Origin of the sequence: Paracoccus sp. 08, from assembly GCF_024105395.1 — a bacterium.
Classification (GTDB): domain Bacteria; phylum Pseudomonadota; class Alphaproteobacteria; order Rhodobacterales; family Rhodobacteraceae; genus Paracoccus; species Paracoccus marcusii.
The window spans coordinates 83,867-104,672 of sequence record NZ_WEKR01000010.1 but is presented as its reverse complement, the minus strand read 5'-3'; the positions used below and the strand labels follow the sequence as shown (position 1 = coordinate 104,672).

Genomic DNA, 20,806 nt, shown 5'->3' with positions numbered 1-20,806 from the left:
GCCGCGCGCTGGCCGACACGGAACTGCGCGCGGGCTTCGACGGGCGCGTCACCGCCGTCACCGCGGTCGAGGGCGCGCTGGTCGGCGTGAACGAACAGCTGGCCACGATCATCGACCCCGCGGCGCTGGAGTTGCAGATCCCGCTGTCGCTGGACCAGTTCGGGCGCCTGCTGGGCCCGGACGGTGCCCTGCTGGACCGCGAGGTGACGGTGACGCTGGACGGCAGCGCCGGCGCGGTGGTCGCGCAGGCGCGGCTGGACCGGGCGGCGGCCTCGGTCGCGGAAGGGACGGCGGGGCGGGTGGTCTATGCCCGGCTGGTCCAGGGTGCGCAGGCGCTGCGCCCGGGCGATTTCGTGACCGCGCGCATCGCCGAACCGGCGCTGTCCGACGCGGCGATGATTCCCGCGGCGGCCCTGGGGTCGGATGGCGGCGTGCTTGTCGCGGGGGCGGACGGCCGCCTGCAGGCGACGCCCGTGACCGTGCTGCGCCGGCAGGGTGACGATCTGATCATCGCGGTGCCGGCCGACCTGGCAGGGGCGCGCATCGTGGCCGAACGCGCGCCGCAGCTGGGCMCCGGCATCCGCGTCCGCGACGCCGCCGCCCCCGTGCCCGCGCAGGGGCCCGATCAGCGGGCGCAGGGCCGGGGCCCCACCCGTGGATAGGCGCCCGGGCCTGATCGGCACCTTCGTGCGCCATGCCACGCTGGCCAACCTGCTGCTGGCGGTGATGGTGGTGGCGGGCCTTTATTCCGCGCCGCGCCTCAGGGCGCAGTTCTTTCCCGACACGGTCGTCCAGCAGATCCAGGTGGCCGTCCGCTGGGACGGGGCCGGGGCGGATGATGTGGACCGCTCGGTGGTCGGCGTGCTGGAACCCGCGCTGATCGCGGTCGAGGGCGTGTCCCTGACCGAAAGCCAGTCCAGCCAAGGCAGCGCCCGCATCACCCTGGAGTTCGAGCCGGGCTGGGACATGTCCCGCGCCACCGGCGAGGTCGAAGCCGCCATCGCCGCCGCGGGCGACCTGCCCGAGGGCGCCGAGGACCCCGAGGTCACGCGCCGCGCCTGGCGCGACGCGGTCACCGACGTGGTGATCTCGGGCCCTGTGGGCCTGGACCAGCTGGGCCGCATCGCGGACGACCTGACCAACCGCCTGTACGCCCGTGGGGTGACGCGGCTGTCCGTCACCGGCCTGTCCGCCCCCGAAACCCTGGTCGAGCTGCGCATGGCCGACCTGGTGCAGCACGACATCACGTTGGACCAGATCGCGGCGACCATCGCCGCCGCCGCCGCGCCCACGCCTGCGGGCGACGTGGCATCGGGCATATCGCGCGTGCGCACGGGGGCCGAGACGCGCACCCCCGAACAGGTCTCGGCTCTGGTCCTGACCGCGCTGCCCGACGGGACGCAGCTGACCATAGGCGACGTGGCGCAGGTGCGCGACACGGGCATCGACCGGGGCGTGGCCTATTTCGTCGACGGCAACCCGGCGGTCACGGTGTCCGTCCAGCGCAGCGCATCGGGCGACGCGATCGGCATGCAGCAGGACGTGCAGGCGGCCGTCGACGCGCTGGCGCCGACCCTTCCGCAGGGGGTCACGGCGGAACTGGTGCGGGCGCGGGCGGAACAGATCTCGGCCCGGCTGTCGCTGCTTTTGGACAATGCGCTGATGGGGCTGGGGCTGGTCCTGGGCCTGCTGTTCTTGTTTCTGAACGCCCGCACCGCGATCTGGGTCGCGGCGGGCATCCCGGCGGCGCTGCTGGCGGCGGTGGCGATGATGTACGCGGTCGGCATGACGATCAACATGATCTCTCTTTTCGCGCTGATCCTGACGCTGGGCATCATCGTGGACGACGCCATCGTGGTGGGCGAACATGCCGACTATCGCGCCCGCAAGCTGGGCGAGCCGCCGCTGGTCGCCGCCGAACGGGCGGCGGGCGCGATGGGCGCGCCGGTGATCGCATCGACCCTGACCACGATCATCGCCTTTGCCGGGCTGGTGCTGATCGGCGGACAGTTCGGGTCGCTGGTGTCGGACATCCCGCTGACGGTGATCCTGGTGCTGGCGGCTTCGCTGATCGAATGTTTCCTGATCCTGCCCAACCACATGGCCCATGCGCTGGCCCATCACGGCAAGGACCGCTGGTACGACCGGCCGTCGGTCGTCGTGAACCGCTGGCTGGACCGGTTCGTGGCGGGCGTTCTGCGCCCGCTGGCGCGTCTGGTGCTTGTCGCCCGCTATCCGGTGCTGGCGCTGGTCATGGTGGGCTTTTCCTGGTCCACGGCGGCGCTGATCAGCGGGTCGGTGCCGTGGCGGTTCTTCGATTCGCCCGAACAGGGCAGTGTGTCGGGCAATTTCGCCATGCTGGAGGGGGCCACCCGCGACGATACCCTGCGCGTCATGGGACTGGTGCAGGACGCGGTGGACCGGGTCGCGGCCGAATATGAGGCAGAATACGGCATCAGCCCGCTGACCCATGTGATGACCCAGGTCGGCGGCAATGCGGGCCGTCCCCTGCCGGGGGCCGAGACCAAGGACGCCGACCTGCTGGGCGCCGTCCAGATGGAGCTGATCGACCCCGATTTCCGCCCCTATTCCAGCTTCGAGCTGGTCGCCGCCTTGCAGGAGGCCATGCCCACCGACCCCCAGCTGGAGACGATCAGCTTTCGCGGCGGGCGGTCGGGGCCGGGGGGCGATGCCATCTCGGTGCTGATGACCGGTGCGGATGCCGCAACGCTGAAGGCCGCCGCCGAGGCGCTGAAGGCGCGGCTGGCAAAGGCGCCCGAGGTCTCGGCGCTGGAGGACAGCCTGGATTACGACAAGGACGAGCTGGCGCTGCGCCTGACGCCCCAAGGCGAGGCCCTGGGCTTCACCACCGACGGGCTTGCGCGCGAGCTGCGCCAGCGCCTTGGCGGGATCGAGGCCGCAACCTGGCCCGAGGGCACCCGCACCGGCGCCATCACCGTGGAACTGGCCAAAGACGATCGCCGCGCCGATTTTCTGGACCGGATGCAGATGCGCACCGCATCCGGGGCCTGGGTGCCCCTGGGCGACATCGTGTCGGTCAGCACCGAGGCGGGCTTCTCGGTCGTCCGCCGCGAGAACGGCGAGCGGATGATCGAGGTCACCGGCGACATCTCGGGCGACGATCCGGCGCGGGCGGCGGCGATCACCGCGGACCTGCAGACCCGCCTGCTGCCCGACATCGCCGCGCAGTTCGGTGTGACCTATGACGTCACCGGCCTGGCCCAGCAGGAGCGCGCGTTCCTGTCCGAGGCGCTGATCGGATTCGCGCTGGCGCTGACCGGCATCTACATGGTGCTGGCGTGGATCTTTGCCAGCTGGACGCGGCCCCTGGTGGTGATGTCGGTCATCCCCTTCGGACTGATCGGCGCGGTCTGGGGGCACGCGGCCTGGGGCCTGCCGCTGAGCCTGTTTTCCGTGGTGGGCCTGATCGGCATGTCGGGGATCATCATCAACGATTCCATCGTGCTGATCTCGACCATCGACGAATACCGGGCCACCCGGGCCCTGCGGCCCGCGATCGTCGATGCGGTCGCCGGCCGGTTCCGCCCCGTGCTGCTGACCACGGCCACCACGGTCTTGGGCCTGGCCCCGCTGTTGTACGAACGTTCGTCGCAGGCGMTGTTCCTCAAGCCCACGGTGGTCACGCTGGCCTATGGGCTGGGGTTCGGGATGGTGCTGGTGCTGCTGGTGGTGCCGGCCGTGCTGGTCGCGGGCGACGATCTGGCCCACGCCCGCCGGGCCTTTCGCCGCAGCCTGCGGGCCGGGCCAGTGCGCGGCGTGATGCGCGGCGCGGTGGTCGCGGCCGTCGCGGGGCTGGTGCTGATCATGGGGCCGGTGACGGCGCTGCCCGCGATGGGCCTGGCCGCGCCCGGCTGGTGGCCGGGTTCGGGGGGCGCGTTGCTGGCCTATCTGGCGACGCTGGCGGCGATCATGGCGGGGGCGACCCTGGCGCAGGTCCGGCGGGGGCGCCGTGCGGGGACCTAGTCCGCGGCGCAGCCGGTGGTTTCGGTCGCCCGTCCCCCATCGGCGGGGATCACCGTCAGGCGCAGTGCGTCATGGTCCAGATCGAAGGGCTTGCCCGAGGGGGCGACCATCTCGACAACCGCCTGGGGGCCTGTGGGTCCGGGCAGGATGTCCGCCGCCGAGACCCAGACCTGCGGATTGTCGGTCAGTTCCACCGCGGCCAGCGTGGCCGGGCCCTGCGGCAGGTCCATCGCGACGCGCAGCCCGTCTGCCAAGGGCGTCACCTCGCAGGCGGGGTTGCCGTCCAGGCGCTGCGGCTCCGCCGCAAGGGCGCTGGCGATCACCGGATCCGACTGCCTGCCCACGGGCGGCGCCTGCAGTTCAAGGTGCACGGGAACGCAGATGTTCTCGCACAGGCCCAGATCGATTTGGGCGGCGATGTCGACGGGCTTGCCGGGGTCCTGCGGATGGGCGGTCAGCGGAAGCACGAGGCGGTCGTGATAGCCCATCTCCAGCGTCTCTCCGGACCGGATGGCCTGGGGCGCGGGCCAGTGCAGGGTGACATGGGACAGGTTCCGTGACCCCGCCCAGTCCAGCTGGGGCGGCAGGCCGGTGTCGCCGGGGCTGCGCCAGTAGGTCTTCCAGCCCGGCTCCAGCAGCAGTTCCAGCGCCAGGATGCGCGCGCCGCCGGGTTCGGTCCAGCCGGGCAGCAGCTGTGCGCCGCGCAGGCCGGGCGGCAGGTCGTCCTGGGCGATGGCGGGTCCGGTCAGGAAAAGCGCCAGGGCGGTGGCAAGAAGCGGGAGGGGGAAATGTGTCATGCCCTTGTCCTAGCGCCCGCGCGGCGGGGGCGGAAAGTCACAATTCCGCGCAAGCCTTGCAACATCCCGCCCCAGTGCCGATCTGTCATGAAAAGGAGACATGATGACCAGCATCACCGGTGATTCCGCCCAAGACCGCAACCTGACCGGCAAGATCCTGATCGCCATGCCCGGCATGAGCGATCCGCGTTTCGAGCGGTCCGTGGTGCTGGTCTGCGCGCATTCCGACGAGGGGGCGATGGGGCTGGTGCTGAACCGCCCGCTGCCCGAGATCGGCTTTGGCGATCTGCTGAACCAGCTGGGCATCGAGGCCGAGGAGGATGCGCGGCCGATCGAGGTTCGCTTTGGCGGCCCGGTCGAGCCGGGCCGGGGATTCGTGCTGCACAAGGTGGCCGAGCACGGGCAGGACCCCGAGGGTCGCTTGCGGATCGGCCAGGCGCTGGCGATGACCACGACGCGTGACATCCTGGTGGAACTGGCGCAGGGCTATGGTCCAGACCCTGCGGTTCTGGCGCTTGGCTATGCAGGCTGGGGGCCGGGGCAGCTGGAGACCGAGATGCTGGCCAATGGCTGGTTGACCGGAGATGGCGCCGAGGACCTGATCTTCGATCTGTCGCACGAGGACAAGTGGCAGCGCGCGCTGCGGGCGCAGGGGATCGATCCGTCGCTTTTGTCGGCGGCGTCCGGCCGCGCCTGAATTTTGCGTCCCGCGCGGTGCCGGGGGGTTCCACCCCCCGGACCCCCTGGGGCGGAGGACGCCTTGCGGTGTTTTCCTGACCAATGAATGATTGCGACCTCCGGGGGGTCCGGGGGGCGGAGCGCCCCCGGCCACCGCGGGACGCAATCGATCACGCCAGTTCGGGGAAGAACCGGTCGGAAGGGGTAAAGATCTCGCATCCGTCGGCCGTCACGCCGATCGAATGTTCGAACTGGGCCGACAGCGACTTGTCGCGCGTCACCGCCGTCCAGTCATCGGCCAGGACCTTGGTTTCCGGGCGGCCCAGGTTGATCATCGGCTCGATCGTGAAGAACATGCCCTCCTCCAGCACCGGCCCTTTTCCCGGGCGTCCGAAATGCAGCACGTTGGGCGGCGAATGGAACACCCGCCCGATCCCGTGCCCGCAGAAGTCGCGCACCACCGACATGCGCCGTTCCTCCGCATAGGTCTGGATCGCCGCGCCGATGTCGCCGAAGGTCGCGCCGGGACGGACGGCCTCGATCCCCTTCATTAGCGCGTCATGCGTCACCTGCAGCAGCCGCTGCGCCTTGAGCGACGGCTTGCCCGCCACATACATCCGGCTGGTATCGCCGAACCAGCCGTCCAGGATGACCGTCACGTCGATGTTCAGGATGTCGCCGTCCTTGAGGCTCTTGTCGCCCGGGATGCCGTGACAGACCACGTGGTTCACGCTGATGCAGCTGGCATGCTGGTACCCGCGATAGCCGATCGTGGCCGAGGTCGCGCCCAGCTCCGTCACCCGGCCCCGGATGAAATCGTCCAGCGCGCCGGTGGTGACGCCCGGTGCGACCATCGGCCCCACCTCGTCCAGGATCCGTGCGGCCAGGGCGCCCGCCGCCCGCATGCCTGCGAAATCCCCGGGCATGTGCAGGCGGATGCCTTCCCTCGTGATACGGCCTTCGTCCATCGCTGATCCTTTCTGTCTGCCGCCCTAGATAGAGACGCGCGCCCACTTGTTCCAGCCCCGGCTGCGGGCATAGATGGGGCGCGACACCCAAGGGAGAGCCTGATGCAGTCCGACAACCCCACAGCCGCCATTCTGGTCATCGGCGACGAGATCCTGTCCGGCCGCACCCGCGAAGGGAACGCCCATCACCTGGCCCAGGTGCTGACCGCCACCGGCATCGACCTCCAGGAGATCCGCGTCGTGGCCGACGACACCAACCGCATCGTGGACGCGATCCGCGCGCTGGACCGGACCCTGGGCGGGGCGTACGACCTTCTGTTCACCTCGGGCGGCATCGGGCCCACGCATGACGACATCACCGCCGATGCCGTGGCCGCCGCCCATGGCACCACGGTCGAGGTCAACCCCACTGCCCGCACCCTGCTGCAGGAGCGCTGCGACCGCATGGGGGTCGAACTGAACGAGAACCGCCTGCGCATGGCCCGCATCCCCGTGGGTGCGACGCTGATCGACAATGCCGTGTCGGCCGCGCCCGGCTTCTCCATCGGCGCGACCCATGTGATGGCGGGCGTCCCCGAGGTCTTCCGCGCAATGGTCGCCTGGCTGATCCCGCAGCTGCCCGTGGGCCGCCCGGTGCAGTCCCTGACCGTCGAGGTCCGCCGCGGCGAAAGCGAGGTGGCCGAGGACCTGAAGGCCGTCGCCGCCGAATACGCCGACCTGTCGCTTGGGTCCTATCCGTTCCGCGATGACACGGGCTGGGGCACGAACCTGGTCGTGCGGGGCCTGGATGCCGCCCGCGTCGATCAGGCCATGGCCGCTCTGCGCGGACGCATTGGGTTGTGAGGCCCGACCCCGATCTGGCCGCCGCCTTCGAGGCGACCTGGCCCGCGTTCGAGACCGTCCGCTGCGGCGGCTTCCTGGTCGGGCGGGGCGCAAGGGCGGGCGGCCGCGTCAGCTCGGCCATCGCGGTCGGTCCGTGGGGCGATGCCGACATCGACGCCGCCTGCGCCCGGCATGCCGCATGGGGCCAGCCGCCGCTGTTCCGGGCCTGGGACGGTGACGCGCCCCTGATCGCCGCCCTGACCGCGCGGGGTATGGGCGCACATATCCCGACCCTGGTCATGGCCGCGCCCATCGCCGCGCTGACCGACCGGCCGATCCCGCCCGTCACCGCCTTCGCCATCTGGCCCCCCCTGGCGATCCAGCGCCAGATCTGGGGCGCGGGCAACATCACCCCCGCAAGACAGGCCGTGATCGACCGCGTCCCCCTGCCCAAGGCCGCGCTCCTCGGCCGCATCCGCGACCGCGCTGCCGGCGCAGGCTTCGTTGCGCTGCATGACCGCACCGCCATGGTCCACGCGGTGGAGGTCCTGCCTGCCTTCCGCCGCCAGGGCCTCGCCGGATGGATGATGCGCCAGGCCGCCGCTTGGGCCCAGGATCTCGGTGCCACGCGCATCGGCCTGGCCGTCAGCCGCGCGAATACCGCAGCCCAGGCCACCTATGCCAGCCTCGGCTTCACGGTCCAGGGCAGCTACGCCTATTACGGCCCCGCCGCCTGACCCATTGGTCCGACCGCGCCCGGACCGCAGGTCCGGGCGCCACCGACGGCCGCGACCCCGGCCCGTCAGGGCCGGTCAGGCGCGGCCGTCCGCTCCCTCACAGTTCGGTCCGCAGCTCCCACAGGTCCGGGAACAGCACCACGTCCAGCATCCGCCGCAGATAGTTCACCCCCGACGTGCCGCCCGATCCGCGCTTGAAGCCGATGATCCGCTCCACCGTCGTCACATGGTTGAACCGCCAGCGGCGGAAGTAATCCTCGAAATCCACCAGCTTCTCGGCCAGCTCATACAGCTCCCAATAGTGGCCCGGTTCGCGATAGACCGCCGCCCAGGCCGCCCGCGCCGCCGCGTCCGGCGCATGGGGCGCGTCCAGCGCCGTGCGTGCCGCCACGTCGAACCCCGCCGCCCTCAGCCGCCCCAGAACCTCATCGTACAGCGACGGCCGCGCGGCCTCCGCTCGCAGCGCCTCGGCCAGGTCGGGACGATGTGCATGGGGCGCGATCATCGCCATGTTGCGGTTGCCCGCGACGAACTCGATCATCCGGTACTGATGCGACTGAAATCCGCTGCTCTCGGCCAGCGCGGGGCGAAAGGTCGAATATTCCGACGGGGTCATGGTGCGCAGCACGTCCCAGGCCGAATTCAGCTGCTCCATGATCCGCGCCACGCGGGTCAGCATCTTGAAGACGGGCCGCAAGTCGCCCGCGGCAATCCGTTCCCGCGCCGCCCCCATCTCCAGCAAGGCCAGCTTCATCCACAATTCGGAGGTCTGGTGCTGGATGATGAACAGCATCTCGTCATGCGCATCCGACAGCGGAGCTTGCGATGTCAGCAGCTGGTCCAGCCCCAGATAATCGCCATAGGACATGCGCCCGTCGAAGGACATGCGCGCGCCTTCCTGTGCAGGGTCGATGGTCATTGCTTCAATCTGAACCTCTGGATCTTGCCGGTCTGGGTCTTGGGCAGGGCCTCGCAGAAGACCACCCGGCGGGGATACTTGAAAGGCGCGATCGCATCCTTCACATGCCGCTGCAACCGCTCCGCAGTCGCGGTGTCGGGCGCGACGCCGGGGGCCAGCACCACATGCGCCTCGACGATTTGGCCGCGTTCAAGGTCCGGCGCGCCGATCACCGCGCATTCCAGCACGTCGGCATGCGCCAGCAGCGCCGCCTCCACATCCGGCCCGGCGATGTTATAGCCCGACGACACGATGATGTCGTCGCAGCGCGCCGCGAAATGGAACCGCCCGTCATCGTCCTGCCAGAAGGTGTCGCCGGTCAGGTTCCAGCCGCCCTGCACATACTCCGCCTGCCGCGCATCGTTCAGATAGCGGCAGCCGGTCGGCCCGATCACCGCCAGCCGCCCCATCTCTCCGCGCGGCACCTCCTGTCCCGCATCGTCCACGATCCGCGCGCGGTATCCCTGCACGGGCCGCCCGGTGCAGCCCGGATGGCTGTCGTCCAGCCGGTTGGTCAGGAAGATGTGCAGCATCTCGGTCGCGCCGATCCCGTCCAGCATCGGCTTGCCCGTGCGGTCGTGCCAATCCTGCCAGATGGGGGCGGGCAGCGTCTCTCCGGCGCTGATCGCCACGCGCAGGCTGGAGAGGTCCGTCCCCTGGTCCATCGCGCGCAGCATCACCCGGTACGCCGTGGGCGCGGTCACGCAGATCGTGGCGCGGTGGCGTTCGATGATCTCGATCATGTTCGGGGGCGAGACGTTCTCCAGCAGCACCGCGCTGGCCCCGAAGCGCAGCGGGAACACCGCCAGCCCGCCCAGCCCGAACGTGAAGGCCAGCGGCGGCGACCCCACGAAGACATCGTCCGGCGTCACCCCCAGAACCTCGCGCGCATAGCCGTCGGCGATTATCAAGAGGTCGCGGTGGAAATGCATCGTGGCCTTGGGCTCTCCGGTCGAACCCGAGGTCATCCCCAACAGCGCCACGTCGTCCCGCCCGGTCCGCACCGCCTCGAAGCGCACGGGTTTCGTCAGCGCCGCCCGGTCCAGCTCCGCATCATGGTTCGCGGTGCCGTCGAACCCCACCACCGTCGTCAGCGTCGCCGACCCCTTGGCCGCCGCCACCAGCTCATCCATCAGCCGCGTGTCGCACAGCGCATGGGTCACCTGTGCCTTGTCGATGATCTGGGACAGCTCCTTGGCGCGCAGCATGGGCATGGTGTTGACCACGACCGCCCCGGCCTTGGTCGCGGCCAGCCAGCAGGCGACCATTGCGGGGTTGTTGGCCGACCGGATCAGCACCCGGTTGCCCGGCCGCAGCCCATAATCCGCCACCAGCGCATGGGCCAGCCGGTTGGTCCAGTCCGACAGCTCCTTGTAGGTCCGGGCCCGCCCGTTGCCGACCAGCGCGACCCGGTCCCCGAAGCCGCGATCGACCATGCGGTCGGTCAGCTCGGCCCCCGCGTTCAGCCAGTCGGGATAGTCGTATCCGGACAGGTCGATCCGCGGCCAGGCCTCCGGCGGGGGCAGGTTGTCGCGCGTGAAGCTGTCCTCGTGCCCACTTGGTCCCAGCATGATCGTCCCCCTATTCCGGCACCACGGCCGTGGCCTCGATCTCGACCTTGGCGCGGTCCTCGACCAGCGCCACGACCTGCACCAGCGCCATGGCCGGGTAATGCCGCCCGATCACGTCGCGATAGGCCGCCCCCACATCGCGCAGCGCGCCCAGGTATTCGTGCTTGTCCGTGACATACCAGGTCAGCCGCACCAGATGCTGTGGCCCCGCGCCGCCCTCGGCCAGGACCGCCACGATGTTCTCCAGCACCTGTCGGACCTGGCCCGCGAAATCGTCGGTCCGAAAGACCTGATCCGCGTCCCAGCCCACCAGCCCGCCGGTGAAGATCATCCGCCCCCGCGCCATGATCCCGTTGGCATAGCCCGAGGCGCGCTTCCACGTCGCCGGATGCAGGGGTTCATGCATGATGCGCCTCCAGGGTCTGTCGCATGTCGTCGGGCCAGGGCGAGGGGGTGAAGTCGCGGTCCATCCAGACCACCGTGGTCCGCGCCTCGACCCGGTCCTCGGCGCGCACCAGGAAGCGCGCGCTGGACCGGCCCAGATGCTCGACCACCAGCGTCCAGTCCAGCCGGTCGCCAAGCCGGGCGGGCTTGCGGAACGCCATCTCCAGCGCGACGGTGGGCATCCCCTGACCCGCCGCCATCATCGGCCCGAAGCCATGCCCCACGACCTCCAGAAAGAAGTTCTCCACCATGTGGTTCACCATCTCCGCATAGCGGGGATAGAAGACGATCCCCGCCGGGTCGCAATGGCAGAACTCGATGGGAATGGTGCGGGAATAGGTCATGCGCCCTCCAGGATGCTGCGGGCGATGACGACGCGCTGCACGTCGCTGGCCCCCTCGTAGATGCGCAGGGCGCGGATCTCGCGGTACAGGCTCTCGACCGTGCTGCCCGTCCGCACGCCGTCGCCGCCATGCAGCTGCACGGCCTGGTCGATGACCTCCTGCGCGATCTCGGTGGCGTACAGCTTGGCCATCGCCGCCTCGCGCGTGATGCGGGGCGCGCCCTGGTCCTTGGCCCAGGCCGCGCGATAGATCAGCAGGGCGGCGGCGTCGATCTTCAGCGCCATGTCGGCCAGATGCCCCTGGACCATCTGCAGCTCGGCCATCGGCGCGCCCTGGATCTGGCGCGAGCGCACGCGGGCCAAGGCCTCGTCCAGCGCCCGGCGCGCAAAGCCCAGGGCCGCGGCCCCGACCGTGGGGCGGAAATGATCCAGCACCGTCATGGCGATGCGGAACCCTTGTCCCGGCTGCCCGATCAGCGCCTCCCCCGGCAACCGCACCCCCGTCAGCCGCAGATGCGCCAGCGGATGGGGGGCCATCACGTCGATGCGGCTGACCACCTCCAGCCCCGGCGTGTCCGTAGGCAGCAGGAAGGCCGACAGCCCCCGCGCGCCCGGGGCCTCTCCGGTCCGCGCGACGATCACATAGACATCCGCGATCCCGCCGTTGGAGATATAGGTCTTCTCCCCGTCCAGCACCCACCCGTCGCCATCCCGGCGCGCCGTGGTCGCCAGCCGCGCGACGTCCGACCCGGACGCAGGCTCGGTCAGTGCGAACCCCGAAATCGCCCGGCCCGCCCGTGTCCGTTCCAGCCACGCCCGCTGAGGCCCGCTGCCGAACAGCGTCACCGCCCCCATGCCCAGGCCCTGCATGGCAAAGGCGAAATCGGCCAACCCGTCATGGCGCGCCAGCGTCTCGCGGATCAGGCACAGCGCGCGCACGTCCAGCGCCTCGCCCCCCGAATGCGCCAGCCACCCGCCGTCCCCCAAGGCCCGGACCAGCCCCCGGCAGGCCCCGTCCACATCGCCGTGATCCACCGGCAGCGCGCCGGTGGCCCAGTCCTCCAGCCCCTGGGCCAGCGCGCGATGCCTGTCCTCGAAGAATGGCCAGTCAAGAAAGCTGCGATCCATCGTCTTCCTCACCCAAATATCCCGGGGTCCGGGGCAGAGCCCCGGTTCCCTCAGTTGCCCTCGAAGACCGGCGTCTCCTTGGCGACGAAGGCCCGATAGGCCCGCTCGAAATCGCGCGTGGTCATGCAGATGGCCTGGGCCTGCGCCTCGGCCTCGATCGCCTGGTCCAGCCCCATGGTCCATTCCTGCAGAAGCTGCGTCTTGGTGATGCCATGCGCCCAGACAGGCCCCGCCGCGATCGCCCGCGCCAGATCCATCGCCGCCGCAAGGACATCGTCATGCAGGCTGTTCCAGAACCCCCACCGCTCGCCCTCCTCGGCGCGCAGCACGCGGCCGGTGTACAGCAGTTCCGCCGCGCGCCCCTGTCCCACGATGCGCGGCAGCATCGCGCAGGCCCCCATGTCGCAGCCCGCCAGCCCCACCTTGGTGAACAGGAACGCGGCCTTGGCCGAGGGCGCGGCCAGCCGCAGGTCGCTGGCCATGGCCATGATCGCGCCCGCGCCCACGCAGATCCCCTCGACCGCCGCGATCACCGGCTTGCCGCAATGGATCATCGCGCGGACCAGCTCTCCGGTCATGCGGGTGAAGGCCAGCAGCTGCGGCATCTCCATGCCGACCAGCGGGCCGATGATCTCGTGCACGTCGCCGCCGGAACAGAAATTCCCGCCGTTGGAGGCCAGCACCACCACATCCACGTCCGAGGCATGGGCCAGCATCCGAAAGCACGCGCCCAGTTCGGCATAGCTGTCGAAGGTCAGGGGGTTCTTGCGTTCGGGGCGGTTCAGGCGGATCACCGCGATGCGGTCCGTGACCTCCCACAGGAAATGCTCGGGCGTCAGATCGGCCATGGGGACGGGTTTCATTCGGGCCTCCCGGCGCGGGACAGGATGTCGCGCAGCGCCTCCAGATCGGTTTCGGACAGTCGGCCCAGGATCGCGTCGACCTCGGCCTCATGGCCCAGGGCCATGATCTCGAACGCCTCCAGGCCTTCGGGCGTCAGGCGCACGCGGATGCGGCGTCGGTCGCCATCCTCGGCCTCGCGGCGGACCATGCCGTCGCCCTCCAGTCGGTCGACGACCGCCGTGGCATTGCCGTTCGACACCAGCAGCAGGCGCGACAGCTCGGACATGGTCACACCCTCGCGCCTGCGCCACAAAGCGGCCATCACGTCGAAACGCGGCAGGGTCGTGCCATGCGCCCGGCGCAGATAGTCGCGCAGGTGGTTCTCGGCCCCCCGCGTGACGCCCAGAAGGCGGATCCAGGTCTTCAGCCGCCGCTTGGACAGGTCGGTCATGCGCTCTCGCCCCCGTCCAGGACGATGGCCTGTCCGTTCACCCCCGCCGCCGCGTCCGAGGCCAGCCACAGCGCCGCGCCGGTCACCTCGGCGGGCGCGATTAGGCGGCCCTGCGGGTTGCGGGCGGTCAGCGCGGCCAATGCCGCGTCGCGGTCGCGCCCCGTCTTGGCCATGATCCCGTCCAGCGTGCGGCCGGTCATCTCGGTGTCCAGATAGCTGGGGCAGATGGCATTGGCGGTGATCTGTTTGGCAGCCACCTCCAGCGCGATCGACCGCACCAGCCCCATCACCCCATGCTTGCTGGCCGCGTAGGCCGAGGCATAGGCCGCCCCCCGCAGCCCCGCGGCCGAGGACACCGCGATCAACCGCCCCCCCGGTCCCATCTGCGGCAGCGCCTGCCGAAAGGTCAGGAAGACCCCCGTCAGGTTGACCGCCATGATGCGGCTGAACTGGTCCAGCGTGGTGCGGGCAAAGGGCGCGGCCTCGGCGATGCCGGCATTGGCGATGACCACCTTGCATGGCCCGGCGTCGTCGAAGATGCGGCGGACCTGATCCTCGTCGCTGACATCGCCCGGCACGGCGCGGATCAGGCCGCCCGCCACCGCCTCAAGCCGCGCGGCATCGCGCCCGGTGATGACGACCTCATGACCTTGGGCGGCAAAGGCGCGGGCCATGTCGGCGCCGGTGCCGCTGCCGCCGCCAGTGATCAGGACGCGGGTCATGCGCGGATCTCCTCGGCCTGCTTGGCGGCCAGTCGCCGCGCCTGATCGCGGCCCGCGTAATAGGGCAGGGGCCAGTCCGCCCCGTCGCCAAGGGCCGTCGCCGCATGCAGCGTCCAATAGGGATCGGCCAGATGCGGTCGCCCGATGGCCACCAGATCGGCGCGCCCGGCCAGCAGGATGCCGTTGGCCTGATCTGCATCGGTGATGTTGCCCACCGCCATCGTGGCCAGCCCCGCCTGGTTGCGGATGCGGTCCGAGAACGGCGTCTGGAACATCCGCCCATAGACGGGCCGCGCGTCGGGCGTCGTCTGCCCGGCCGAGACGTCGATGATATCCGCCCCCGCCGCGTGGAAGGCCCGCGCGATGGCGACGGATTCGTCAGGCGTCACGCCATCCTCGGTCCAATCCGTGGCCGAGATGCGCACCGACATGGGCCGCCCCTCGGGCCAGACAGCGCGCATGGCGGTGAACACCTCCAGCGGCCAGCGCAGGCGGTTCTGCAGGCTGCCGCCGTATTCATCGCCGCGCCGGTTCGACACCGGCGACAGGAAGCCCGACAGCAGATAGCCATGCGCCGCATGCAGCTCGATCATGTCGAAGCCCGCCGCATCCGCCATGCGGGTCGCGGCCACGAACTGTTCGGTCACCGCTTCCATATCGGCGCGGGTCATCTCCTGCGGGACGGCATTGCCGTCGGACCAGGGCAGGGCGGAGGCCGCCATGGTCGGCCAGTTGCCCTCCGCCAGCGGCTGGTCCATCCCCTCCCATCCGATGCGGGTGGAGCCCTTGCGGCCCGAATGGCCGATCTGACAGCAGATCCTGGCATCCGTCTCGGCATGGACGAAATCGGTGATCCGCCGCCAGGCCGCCTGATGCTCGGGCGCGTAAAGGCCCGGACAGCCCGGCGTGATGCGGCCTTCGGGGCTGACACAGGTCATCTCGGTGAAGACCAGGCCCGCGCCGCCCTTGGCGCGTTCGCCGTAATGGACCAGATGCCAGTCGGTCGGGCAGCCCTCGCGCGCTTTATACTGCGCCATGGGCGAGACGACGATGCGGTTCTTCAGCGCCATGTCGCGCAGGCGAAAGGGGGCAAAGATCGGCGCGCGGCCCGGCTGGCCGCCGGCCTGGGCCTGGAACCAGTCCTCGGCCTCGCGCACCCAATCGGGGTCGCGCAGGCGCAGGTTCTCATGGCCGATGCGCTGGCTGCGGGTCAGCAGGGAATAGGTGAACTGGATCGGGTCCAGGTCCAGGTAACGCTCGACCTCCTCGAACCATTCCAGGCTGTTGCGGGCCGCCGATTGCAGGCGCAGCACCTCGACCCGCCGTTCCTCCTGATAGCGCTCGAAGGCGCGGGGCAGGTCGGGTTCGGAATGCAGGTAATCCGCCAGTGCGATGGCGCTGTCCAAGGCCAGCCGCGTGCCGGACCCGATCGAGAAATGCCCCGTCGCCGCCGCATCGCCCATCAGCACCACGTTCTCATGATACCAGCGGTCGCAGATGACGCGGGGAAAGTTCATCCAGACGGCCGAGCCGCGCAGATGCGCCGCGTTCGACATCAGGTCGTGCCCGCCCAGATGGTCCTTGAAGACGTCGCGGCAGGTCTCGACGATCTGCTCCTTGGTCATGCCCTCGAAGCCCATCGCATCCCAGGTCTCCTGCGAACATTCCACGATGAAGGTCGCGGTGTCGCCGTCGAAGGAATAGACATGCGCCCAGAGCCAGCCCTGCGGCGTCTTTTCGAAGATGAAGGTAAAGGCGTCGTCGAATTTCTGTTTCGTGCCCAGCCAGACGAACTTGCAGCGGCGCATGTCGATGTCGGGGCGGAACACGTCCGCATATTCCGTGCGGACCTTGCTGTTCAGCCCGTCGCAGGCGACGACCAGGTCATAGTCGCGGCGATAATGTTCAGCGGTCTGGAACTCGGTCCGGAACTGCAGATCGACGCCCAGGTCGCGCGCCCGCTCCTGCAGCAGGATCAGCAGCTGACGCCGCCCGATGCCCGCGAAGCCGTGCCCGCCGGAGACCTGCCGGTGGCCGTCGCGGATGACCGCGATGTCGTCCCAGTAGATGAAGTGATCGCGGATCGCCTGGGCCGAGGACGGGTCGTTCTTCTGCAGCCGCGACAGGGCGTCATCGGACAGCACCACGCCCCATCCGAAGGTGTCGCCCGCGCCGTTGCGCTCCAGCACGGTCACGTCATGCGACGGATCGCGCAGCTTCATCGAGATCGCGAAGTAAAGGCCCGCAGGCCCGCCGCCCAGACAGAGAATCTTCATCCCGTGCCACCTCCTGCGCTGCAGGCTGGCACGGGTCCGAAATCATTTCAAGCTTGAAACTTCTCTGGCGATGGAGGCTGCGATCATCGCAGGCACTTCGGGGGCCAGGCCCACCGGGTCCAGGCGCGGGCCGGTGAAGCCTGCCTGATCCAGCGCCTGCGGCAGGTCGTCCAGCACATGTTCCGCGCGCAGCGCGAACATCGGCAGGCTGATGGCACGATCCAAGCCGCGGGCGGCGTCGGCGATGAAGGGCTCCTGTTCGACGAAGCCCGCGACGACGCGGGCGAAATGCGGCGCGATGCGGGCGGCCAGTGCCGTGGTGATGTCGTGGCTGGCCTGCCCACGCTGCGATCCATGCGCGGAGAGGAGCAGGGTCGTATCTGACAGCGCCCAGCCCTGGGCGTCCGCCGCCTGGCGCGCCTTTTCGACGACCAGCGCGTCGAGGCCGGGATCGGTGCCGAAGGGGCGCATGATATGCGCGCTCGGCGCGCCGGCCTGGGTCAGGCGGCGGGGCAGCTCGATCCCGGTAAACCAGCCTTCGGCCATGAACATCGGATAGATGATGCAGTCGCTGCGGCAGGTGCGGGGCAGGGCCTCGGGGTCGGCGAGCGTCGCGCCCAGGACCTCGACGCCCGGCGCGTGGGCGGCGACCTGGGCTGCCAGCGCCTCGATGGCGGCCTGCTGGGGGGCGGGGTCGCCGGGCTGGCCGTGCGAGACGATGACGGCGCGCGACAGGGTCTGCGGCTGATCGGCGTCATGGAAATACTGGGCCAACGCCTCGGGCATGGGGAATTCGGCCAGGGCGCGGGCGCGGGCCTCGGCCGACATCTTGCGGGCGGTCTTCTCGATGATGCGGGGGATCTTGTGGTCGGGCTGTTCGGCCATGAAATCGCCCAGATACCAGCGGATGAAGGTGAAGCAGATCACGTCCTCCAGCGCCTGCACCTGGGGGTCGCGCTTGAGGCCCTGTTTGGTCAGCATCTTGCGGGCGCGGTCGATGTCATCGGCGTCATAGCCCGCATCGGCCATGATGCCGGCGATGCGATCCGCGTGACGGCGGCCCTGTTCCTGGCGCCAGGCCAGATAGCCGGGGCGGTTCATCGGATAGTCGGCCCGCGGCAGCAGCCAGCGTTCGACATGCTGGCCGCGGCAGGCGATGCGCAGAACGTCGTCGGCGTCTGGGAACAGGCGCTGCTGTTCCGCCGTCATGCGCTGGCCATAGAGGAGGTTCGCAGGCTTGCCGTCGTCCAGGTTCGGGTCCTGGGCATTGGCGGCATCAATGGCGGTGAAGGCATGGTCGAGGCGGGTCATCGCGGGCTCCGGCTGGTTCGGGGGGAGTGTGCGCGGGGGGCGCCCGGGTGGCAAGCGGGCAGGGGGGCGTGGCCCCCCGTCCTGCGGACTCCCCCCGGGGTATTTGGGCAAAGGAGAAATCTCAGGGCAGGGCGAAGAGGTCGGGGATGTCCCAGCGGTCGTCCAGAAGGATCTGTGCGGTCAGGTCGGCGATCAGCGGGGCCATGCCGAAGCCGATCTTGAAGCCGCCATTGACGATCAGGTGGCCGGGGCGGCCGGGCCACGGGGCCAGCACCGGCGCGCGCGAGCGGGCGCGGGGGCGCAGGCCGGCCCAGATGTCGAGGACGGGTGCATCGGCCAGCGCCGGGCAGATCGCGACGGCGCGGGCCAGCAGGTCCTGGGCCTGATGATCGGGGTGTACGGTGTCGTAGGTGTTTTCCGAGGTCGAGCCTATGGCCGTGGTGCCGTCCGCATGGGGCACGATATGCAGCCCGTCGGCAAAGACCTGAGGGCTGTCCGGGGCGGCGTGGGAGAGGAGCAGCGACTGACCCTTGACCCCCTGGCCGATCTTGCGGTCCAGCGCGGTGTTCAGTGCCACAAGTCCCGGCGTGCCCGTGGCCCAGATCGTGGGGGTGTGGCCATCGGAGGCCGGCGTGTGTTCATGGATCTGGCCGCCCCCGGCGCGGATCGCCGCGGCCAGGGCCTGCAGGGCGGCGCGGGGATTCAGGCGGGCGGTCAGCCCGTCGGTCAGCCACAGGCCGGTAGGGCTGGGCGGGATCAGCGGGCCGTGCGGATCGCGGGTCAGCGCCATGCCCATGGCGGCGGGCCACTGGCGCGCGGCGGCCGCGATGCGGTCGGGCAGGCGAGCGGCGGTATCCATGTCGGGCACGGGTTGCAGGCGGCCGGTGCGGGCGTAACCCGTGGGCAGGCGGGAGGCCTGTTCGACGCTGGCCCAGAAGCCTGGGGCGGCCAGAAGGCTGTCCAGCTGCAGCTGTTTCTTGATGTTCCAGGGGTCGGGCGCATGGGGGGCCAGGGCGCCCACATGGCCGCCCGAGGATCCTGCGCCGATGGTCGCGGCCTCGAATACGGTGACCTGCGCGCCGCGCCGGACCAGCGCCCAGGCACAGGCCAGCCCGAAGACGCCGGCCCCCGCCACATGGATCACCCTTGCCAAAGCCGCGTCCTTTCCCGACAGATGCGTCATGAGCGACCTAACCCATCCCCGCCCCGATGACGAGCCTGCGCTGGACTGGCGCGATGGGGGCGTTCCCGTGTCACAGCAGTTCAACGACCCCTATTTCAGCTTGGGCGGCGGGCTGGGGGAGACGCGGCACGTCTTCCTTGCAGGCAACGACCTGCCGGCACGGCTGAGGCCGGGGTTCCACGTGGCCGAGACGGGGTTCGGCACCGGTCTGAACGCATTGGCGCTGGCGCAGGTGGCGACGGTGCCCGTGCGGATGACCAGCTTCGAGGCCTTTCCGATGAGCCGCGCCCAGCTGGAGCAGGCGCATGCCGCCTTTCCCGACCTGGCGGAGCTGGCGGCAGATGTGGGGCGCGGACGTGATGGCCGAGGTCGGCGCGCATACCGCGCCGGGGGGCACGTTCGCCACCTATACCGCCGCGGGCCATGTCCGCCAGGCGCTGTCGGATGCCGGGTTCGAGGTCCTCCGCAACCCCGGTTTCGGGCGCAAGCGCCACATGAGCCGGGGGCGGCTGAGGACGTCGGCCGGCTGAATCCGCGGTCCCGCACTGGCAATCGGGGCGGGCAGGGCCTATCTGCGGGACCGGACAGCTGTGCGCGAGGCGCGCCACGGTCCCCGAACTCACCTACAGGAGAGGCGCATGGGCGCGATCATCGACATCGACCACCTGTCCAAGGAATATGGCAGCGGCACCAAGGCGCTGGACGACGTGACCCTGTCCATCGACGAGGGAGAGATCATCGCGCTGCTGGGCCCCAACGGGGCGGGCAAGACCACGCTGATCTCGATCATCTGCGGGTTGGTGGTGCCGACCGGCGGCACGGTCCGCGTGGGCGGGCACGACATCCGCACCGACTGGCGCGCCGCGCGCAAGCTGATCGGCCTGGTCCCCCAGGAAATCGCGCTGGAACCGTTCGAGAAGGTCATCAACTGCGTCCGCTTCACCCGCGGGCTGTACGGCATGCCCCCGGACGAGGCCTATATCAAGCGCGTCCTGCAGTCGCTGTCGCTGTGGGACAAGCGCGACGCCGCCACGCGGGAACTGTCGGGCGGCATGAAGCGCCGCGTGCTGATCGCCAAGGCGCTGTCGCACCAGCCCAAGGTGCTGTTCCTGGACGAACCCACGGCAGGCGTCGACGTCGCCCTGCGCCGCGAGATGTGGCAGGTCGTGGGCGATCTGCGCCGCGAGGGCGTGACGATCATCCTGACCACCCATTACCTGGAGGAGGCCGAGGAGATGGCCGACCGCATCGGCGTCATCGCCAAGGGCAGCCTGCTGCTGGTCAAGCCCACCAGCGAGCTGATGGGAGAGTTCGGCAAGAAGACCCTGTCGATCGAGCTGGACCAGCCTTTGGCCGCGATCCCCGACGATCTGTCCGGGCGCGGGCTGTCGCTGTCGGATGACGGGCGGCGGCTGTCCTTCGAATACGACACGCGGGCCGAACGCACCGGCATCGCGCGCCTTCTGGGCGATCTGGCCGCGCGCGGCATCACCGTGCGCGACGTGTCCACGCGGCAATCCAGCCTCGAGGACGTCTTCCTTTCCCTGGTCTCCGAGGACGCGGCATGAG

The 20,806-nt window shown here is 70.1% G+C and carries 19 protein-coding genes and 1 pseudogene; 7 read left to right on the top strand and 13 right to left on the bottom strand.

Annotated features, from left to right (window positions below):
- Both GBO37_RS05625 and GBO37_RS05620 read left to right on the top strand, forming a co-directional pair.
- Positions 1–662: efflux RND transporter periplasmic adaptor subunit (locus tag GBO37_RS05625; RefSeq protein WP_252927724.1), on the top strand; the 662-nt coding region annotated here is incomplete at its 5' end.
- Positions 655–4,005 (top strand): efflux RND transporter permease subunit, encoded by a 3,351-nt coding sequence (locus tag GBO37_RS05620; RefSeq protein ID WP_252927722.1) that lies wholly within the window; start codon positions 655–657, stop codon positions 4,003–4,005. The genes GBO37_RS05625 and GBO37_RS05620, both read left to right, overlap by 8 nt.
- Here GBO37_RS05620 and GBO37_RS05615 read toward each other — a convergent pair.
- Positions 4,002–4,802 (bottom strand): protein-disulfide reductase DsbD domain-containing protein, encoded by an 801-nt coding sequence (locus GBO37_RS05615; RefSeq protein WP_252927721.1) that lies wholly within the window; start codon positions 4,800–4,802, stop codon positions 4,002–4,004. The genes GBO37_RS05620 and GBO37_RS05615 overlap by 4 nt on opposite strands.
- 100 nt (positions 4,803–4,902) lie before the next feature.
- Between GBO37_RS05615 and GBO37_RS05610 the strand changes: the two genes are divergently transcribed.
- Positions 4,903–5,499, top strand: a complete 597-nt coding sequence (locus GBO37_RS05610; RefSeq protein ID WP_252927720.1) for a YqgE/AlgH family protein — start codon at positions 4,903–4,905, stop codon at positions 5,497–5,499.
- 151 nt (positions 5,500–5,650) lie between these two features.
- Here GBO37_RS05610 and map read toward each other — a convergent pair whose 3' ends face one another.
- The gene (map, locus tag GBO37_RS05605; RefSeq protein ID WP_127897348.1) at positions 5,651–6,448 is read right to left on the bottom strand and encodes a type I methionyl aminopeptidase; all 798 of its coding nucleotides are present in this window, start codon (positions 6,446–6,448) and stop codon (positions 5,651–5,653) included.
- 102 nt (positions 6,449–6,550) lie between these two features.
- Here map and GBO37_RS05600 point away from each other — a divergent pair, with 102 nt between their 5' ends.
- On the top strand, positions 6,551–7,291 hold the full coding sequence (locus GBO37_RS05600) for a molybdopterin-binding protein (protein WP_252927719.1): 741 nt from the start codon (positions 6,551–6,553) through the stop codon (positions 7,289–7,291).
- A complete protein-coding gene (locus GBO37_RS05595) occupies positions 7,288–8,007 on the top strand; it encodes a GNAT family N-acetyltransferase (RefSeq protein ID WP_252927718.1) in 720 nt (239 codons plus the stop codon). Before GBO37_RS05600 ends, GBO37_RS05595 begins: the two co-directional genes overlap by 4 nt.
- 97 nt (positions 8,008–8,104) lie before the next feature.
- Here GBO37_RS05595 and GBO37_RS05590 read toward each other — a convergent pair whose 3' ends face one another.
- The 11 genes from GBO37_RS05590 to GBO37_RS05535 all read right to left on the bottom strand — a co-directional run bounded on the left by GBO37_RS05590 (position 8,105) and on the right by GBO37_RS05535 (position 19,207).
- Positions 8,105–8,926 carry a tryptophan 2,3-dioxygenase gene (locus GBO37_RS05590; RefSeq protein WP_252927717.1) on the bottom strand — a complete coding sequence of 274 codons (822 nt, stop codon included), beginning with the start codon at positions 8,924–8,926 and terminating at the stop codon, positions 8,105–8,107.
- Positions 8,923–10,536, bottom strand: coding sequence for a benzoate-CoA ligase family protein (locus GBO37_RS05585; RefSeq protein ID WP_252927716.1), 1,614 nt, complete (start codon positions 10,534–10,536; stop codon positions 8,923–8,925). Before GBO37_RS05585 ends, GBO37_RS05590 begins: the two co-directional genes overlap by 4 nt.
- Before the next feature lie 10 nt (positions 10,537–10,546).
- Entirely contained in the window at positions 10,547–10,942 is a 396-nt protein-coding gene (locus GBO37_RS05580; RefSeq protein ID WP_252927715.1) for a RidA family protein, read from the bottom strand.
- Complete coding sequence (locus GBO37_RS05575) at positions 10,935–11,324, bottom strand: thioesterase family protein (RefSeq protein WP_252927714.1); 390 nt, start codon at positions 11,322–11,324, stop codon at positions 10,935–10,937. Before GBO37_RS05575 ends, GBO37_RS05580 begins: the two co-directional genes overlap by 8 nt.
- Entirely contained in the window at positions 11,321–12,451 is a 1,131-nt protein-coding gene (locus GBO37_RS05570) for an acyl-CoA dehydrogenase family protein (RefSeq protein WP_252927713.1), read from the bottom strand. The genes GBO37_RS05575 and GBO37_RS05570 overlap by 4 nt, the downstream gene beginning before the upstream one ends.
- 50 nt (positions 12,452–12,501) lie before the next feature.
- Complete coding sequence (locus tag GBO37_RS05565; protein ID WP_127897343.1) at positions 12,502–13,314, bottom strand: enoyl-CoA hydratase family protein; 813 nt, start codon at positions 13,312–13,314, stop codon at positions 12,502–12,504.
- Positions 13,311–13,745, bottom strand: coding sequence for a MarR family winged helix-turn-helix transcriptional regulator (locus tag GBO37_RS05560; RefSeq protein ID WP_148910900.1), 435 nt, complete (start codon positions 13,743–13,745; stop codon positions 13,311–13,313). The genes GBO37_RS05565 and GBO37_RS05560 overlap by 4 nt, the downstream gene beginning before the upstream one ends.
- Positions 13,742–14,467 (bottom strand): SDR family NAD(P)-dependent oxidoreductase, encoded by a 726-nt coding sequence (locus GBO37_RS05555; protein WP_148910901.1) that lies wholly within the window; start codon positions 14,465–14,467, stop codon positions 13,742–13,744. Before GBO37_RS05555 ends, GBO37_RS05560 begins: the two co-directional genes overlap by 4 nt.
- The gene (locus tag GBO37_RS05550) at positions 14,464–16,743 is read right to left on the bottom strand and encodes a bifunctional salicylyl-CoA 5-hydroxylase/oxidoreductase (protein ID WP_252927712.1); all 2,280 of its coding nucleotides are present in this window, start codon (positions 16,741–16,743) and stop codon (positions 14,464–14,466) included. Before GBO37_RS05550 ends, GBO37_RS05555 begins: the two co-directional genes overlap by 4 nt.
- A 42-nt stretch (positions 16,744–16,785) precedes the next feature.
- Positions 16,786–18,054, bottom strand: a complete 1,269-nt coding sequence (locus GBO37_RS21595; RefSeq protein WP_371927493.1) for a DUF4202 family protein — start codon at positions 18,052–18,054, stop codon at positions 16,786–16,788.
- Between the two features lie 121 nt (positions 18,055–18,175).
- Positions 18,176–19,207: an FAD-binding oxidoreductase gene (locus GBO37_RS05535; protein WP_252927710.1), complete on the bottom strand. Its 1,032-nt coding sequence runs from the start codon at positions 19,205–19,207 to the stop codon at positions 18,176–18,178.
- Between the two features lie 28 nt (positions 19,208–19,235).
- On the opposite strand from GBO37_RS05535, the pseudogene GBO37_RS05530 reads away from it, so the two are divergent.
- Both GBO37_RS05530 and GBO37_RS05525 read left to right on the top strand, forming a co-directional pair.
- A pseudogene (locus GBO37_RS05530) lies at positions 19,236–19,767 on the top strand (MnmC family methyltransferase).
- 108 nt (positions 19,768–19,875) lie between these two features.
- Positions 19,876–20,805, top strand: coding sequence for an ABC transporter ATP-binding protein (locus GBO37_RS05525; protein WP_252927708.1), 930 nt, complete (start codon positions 19,876–19,878; stop codon positions 20,803–20,805).
- Position 20,806: the final 1 nt, after the last annotated feature.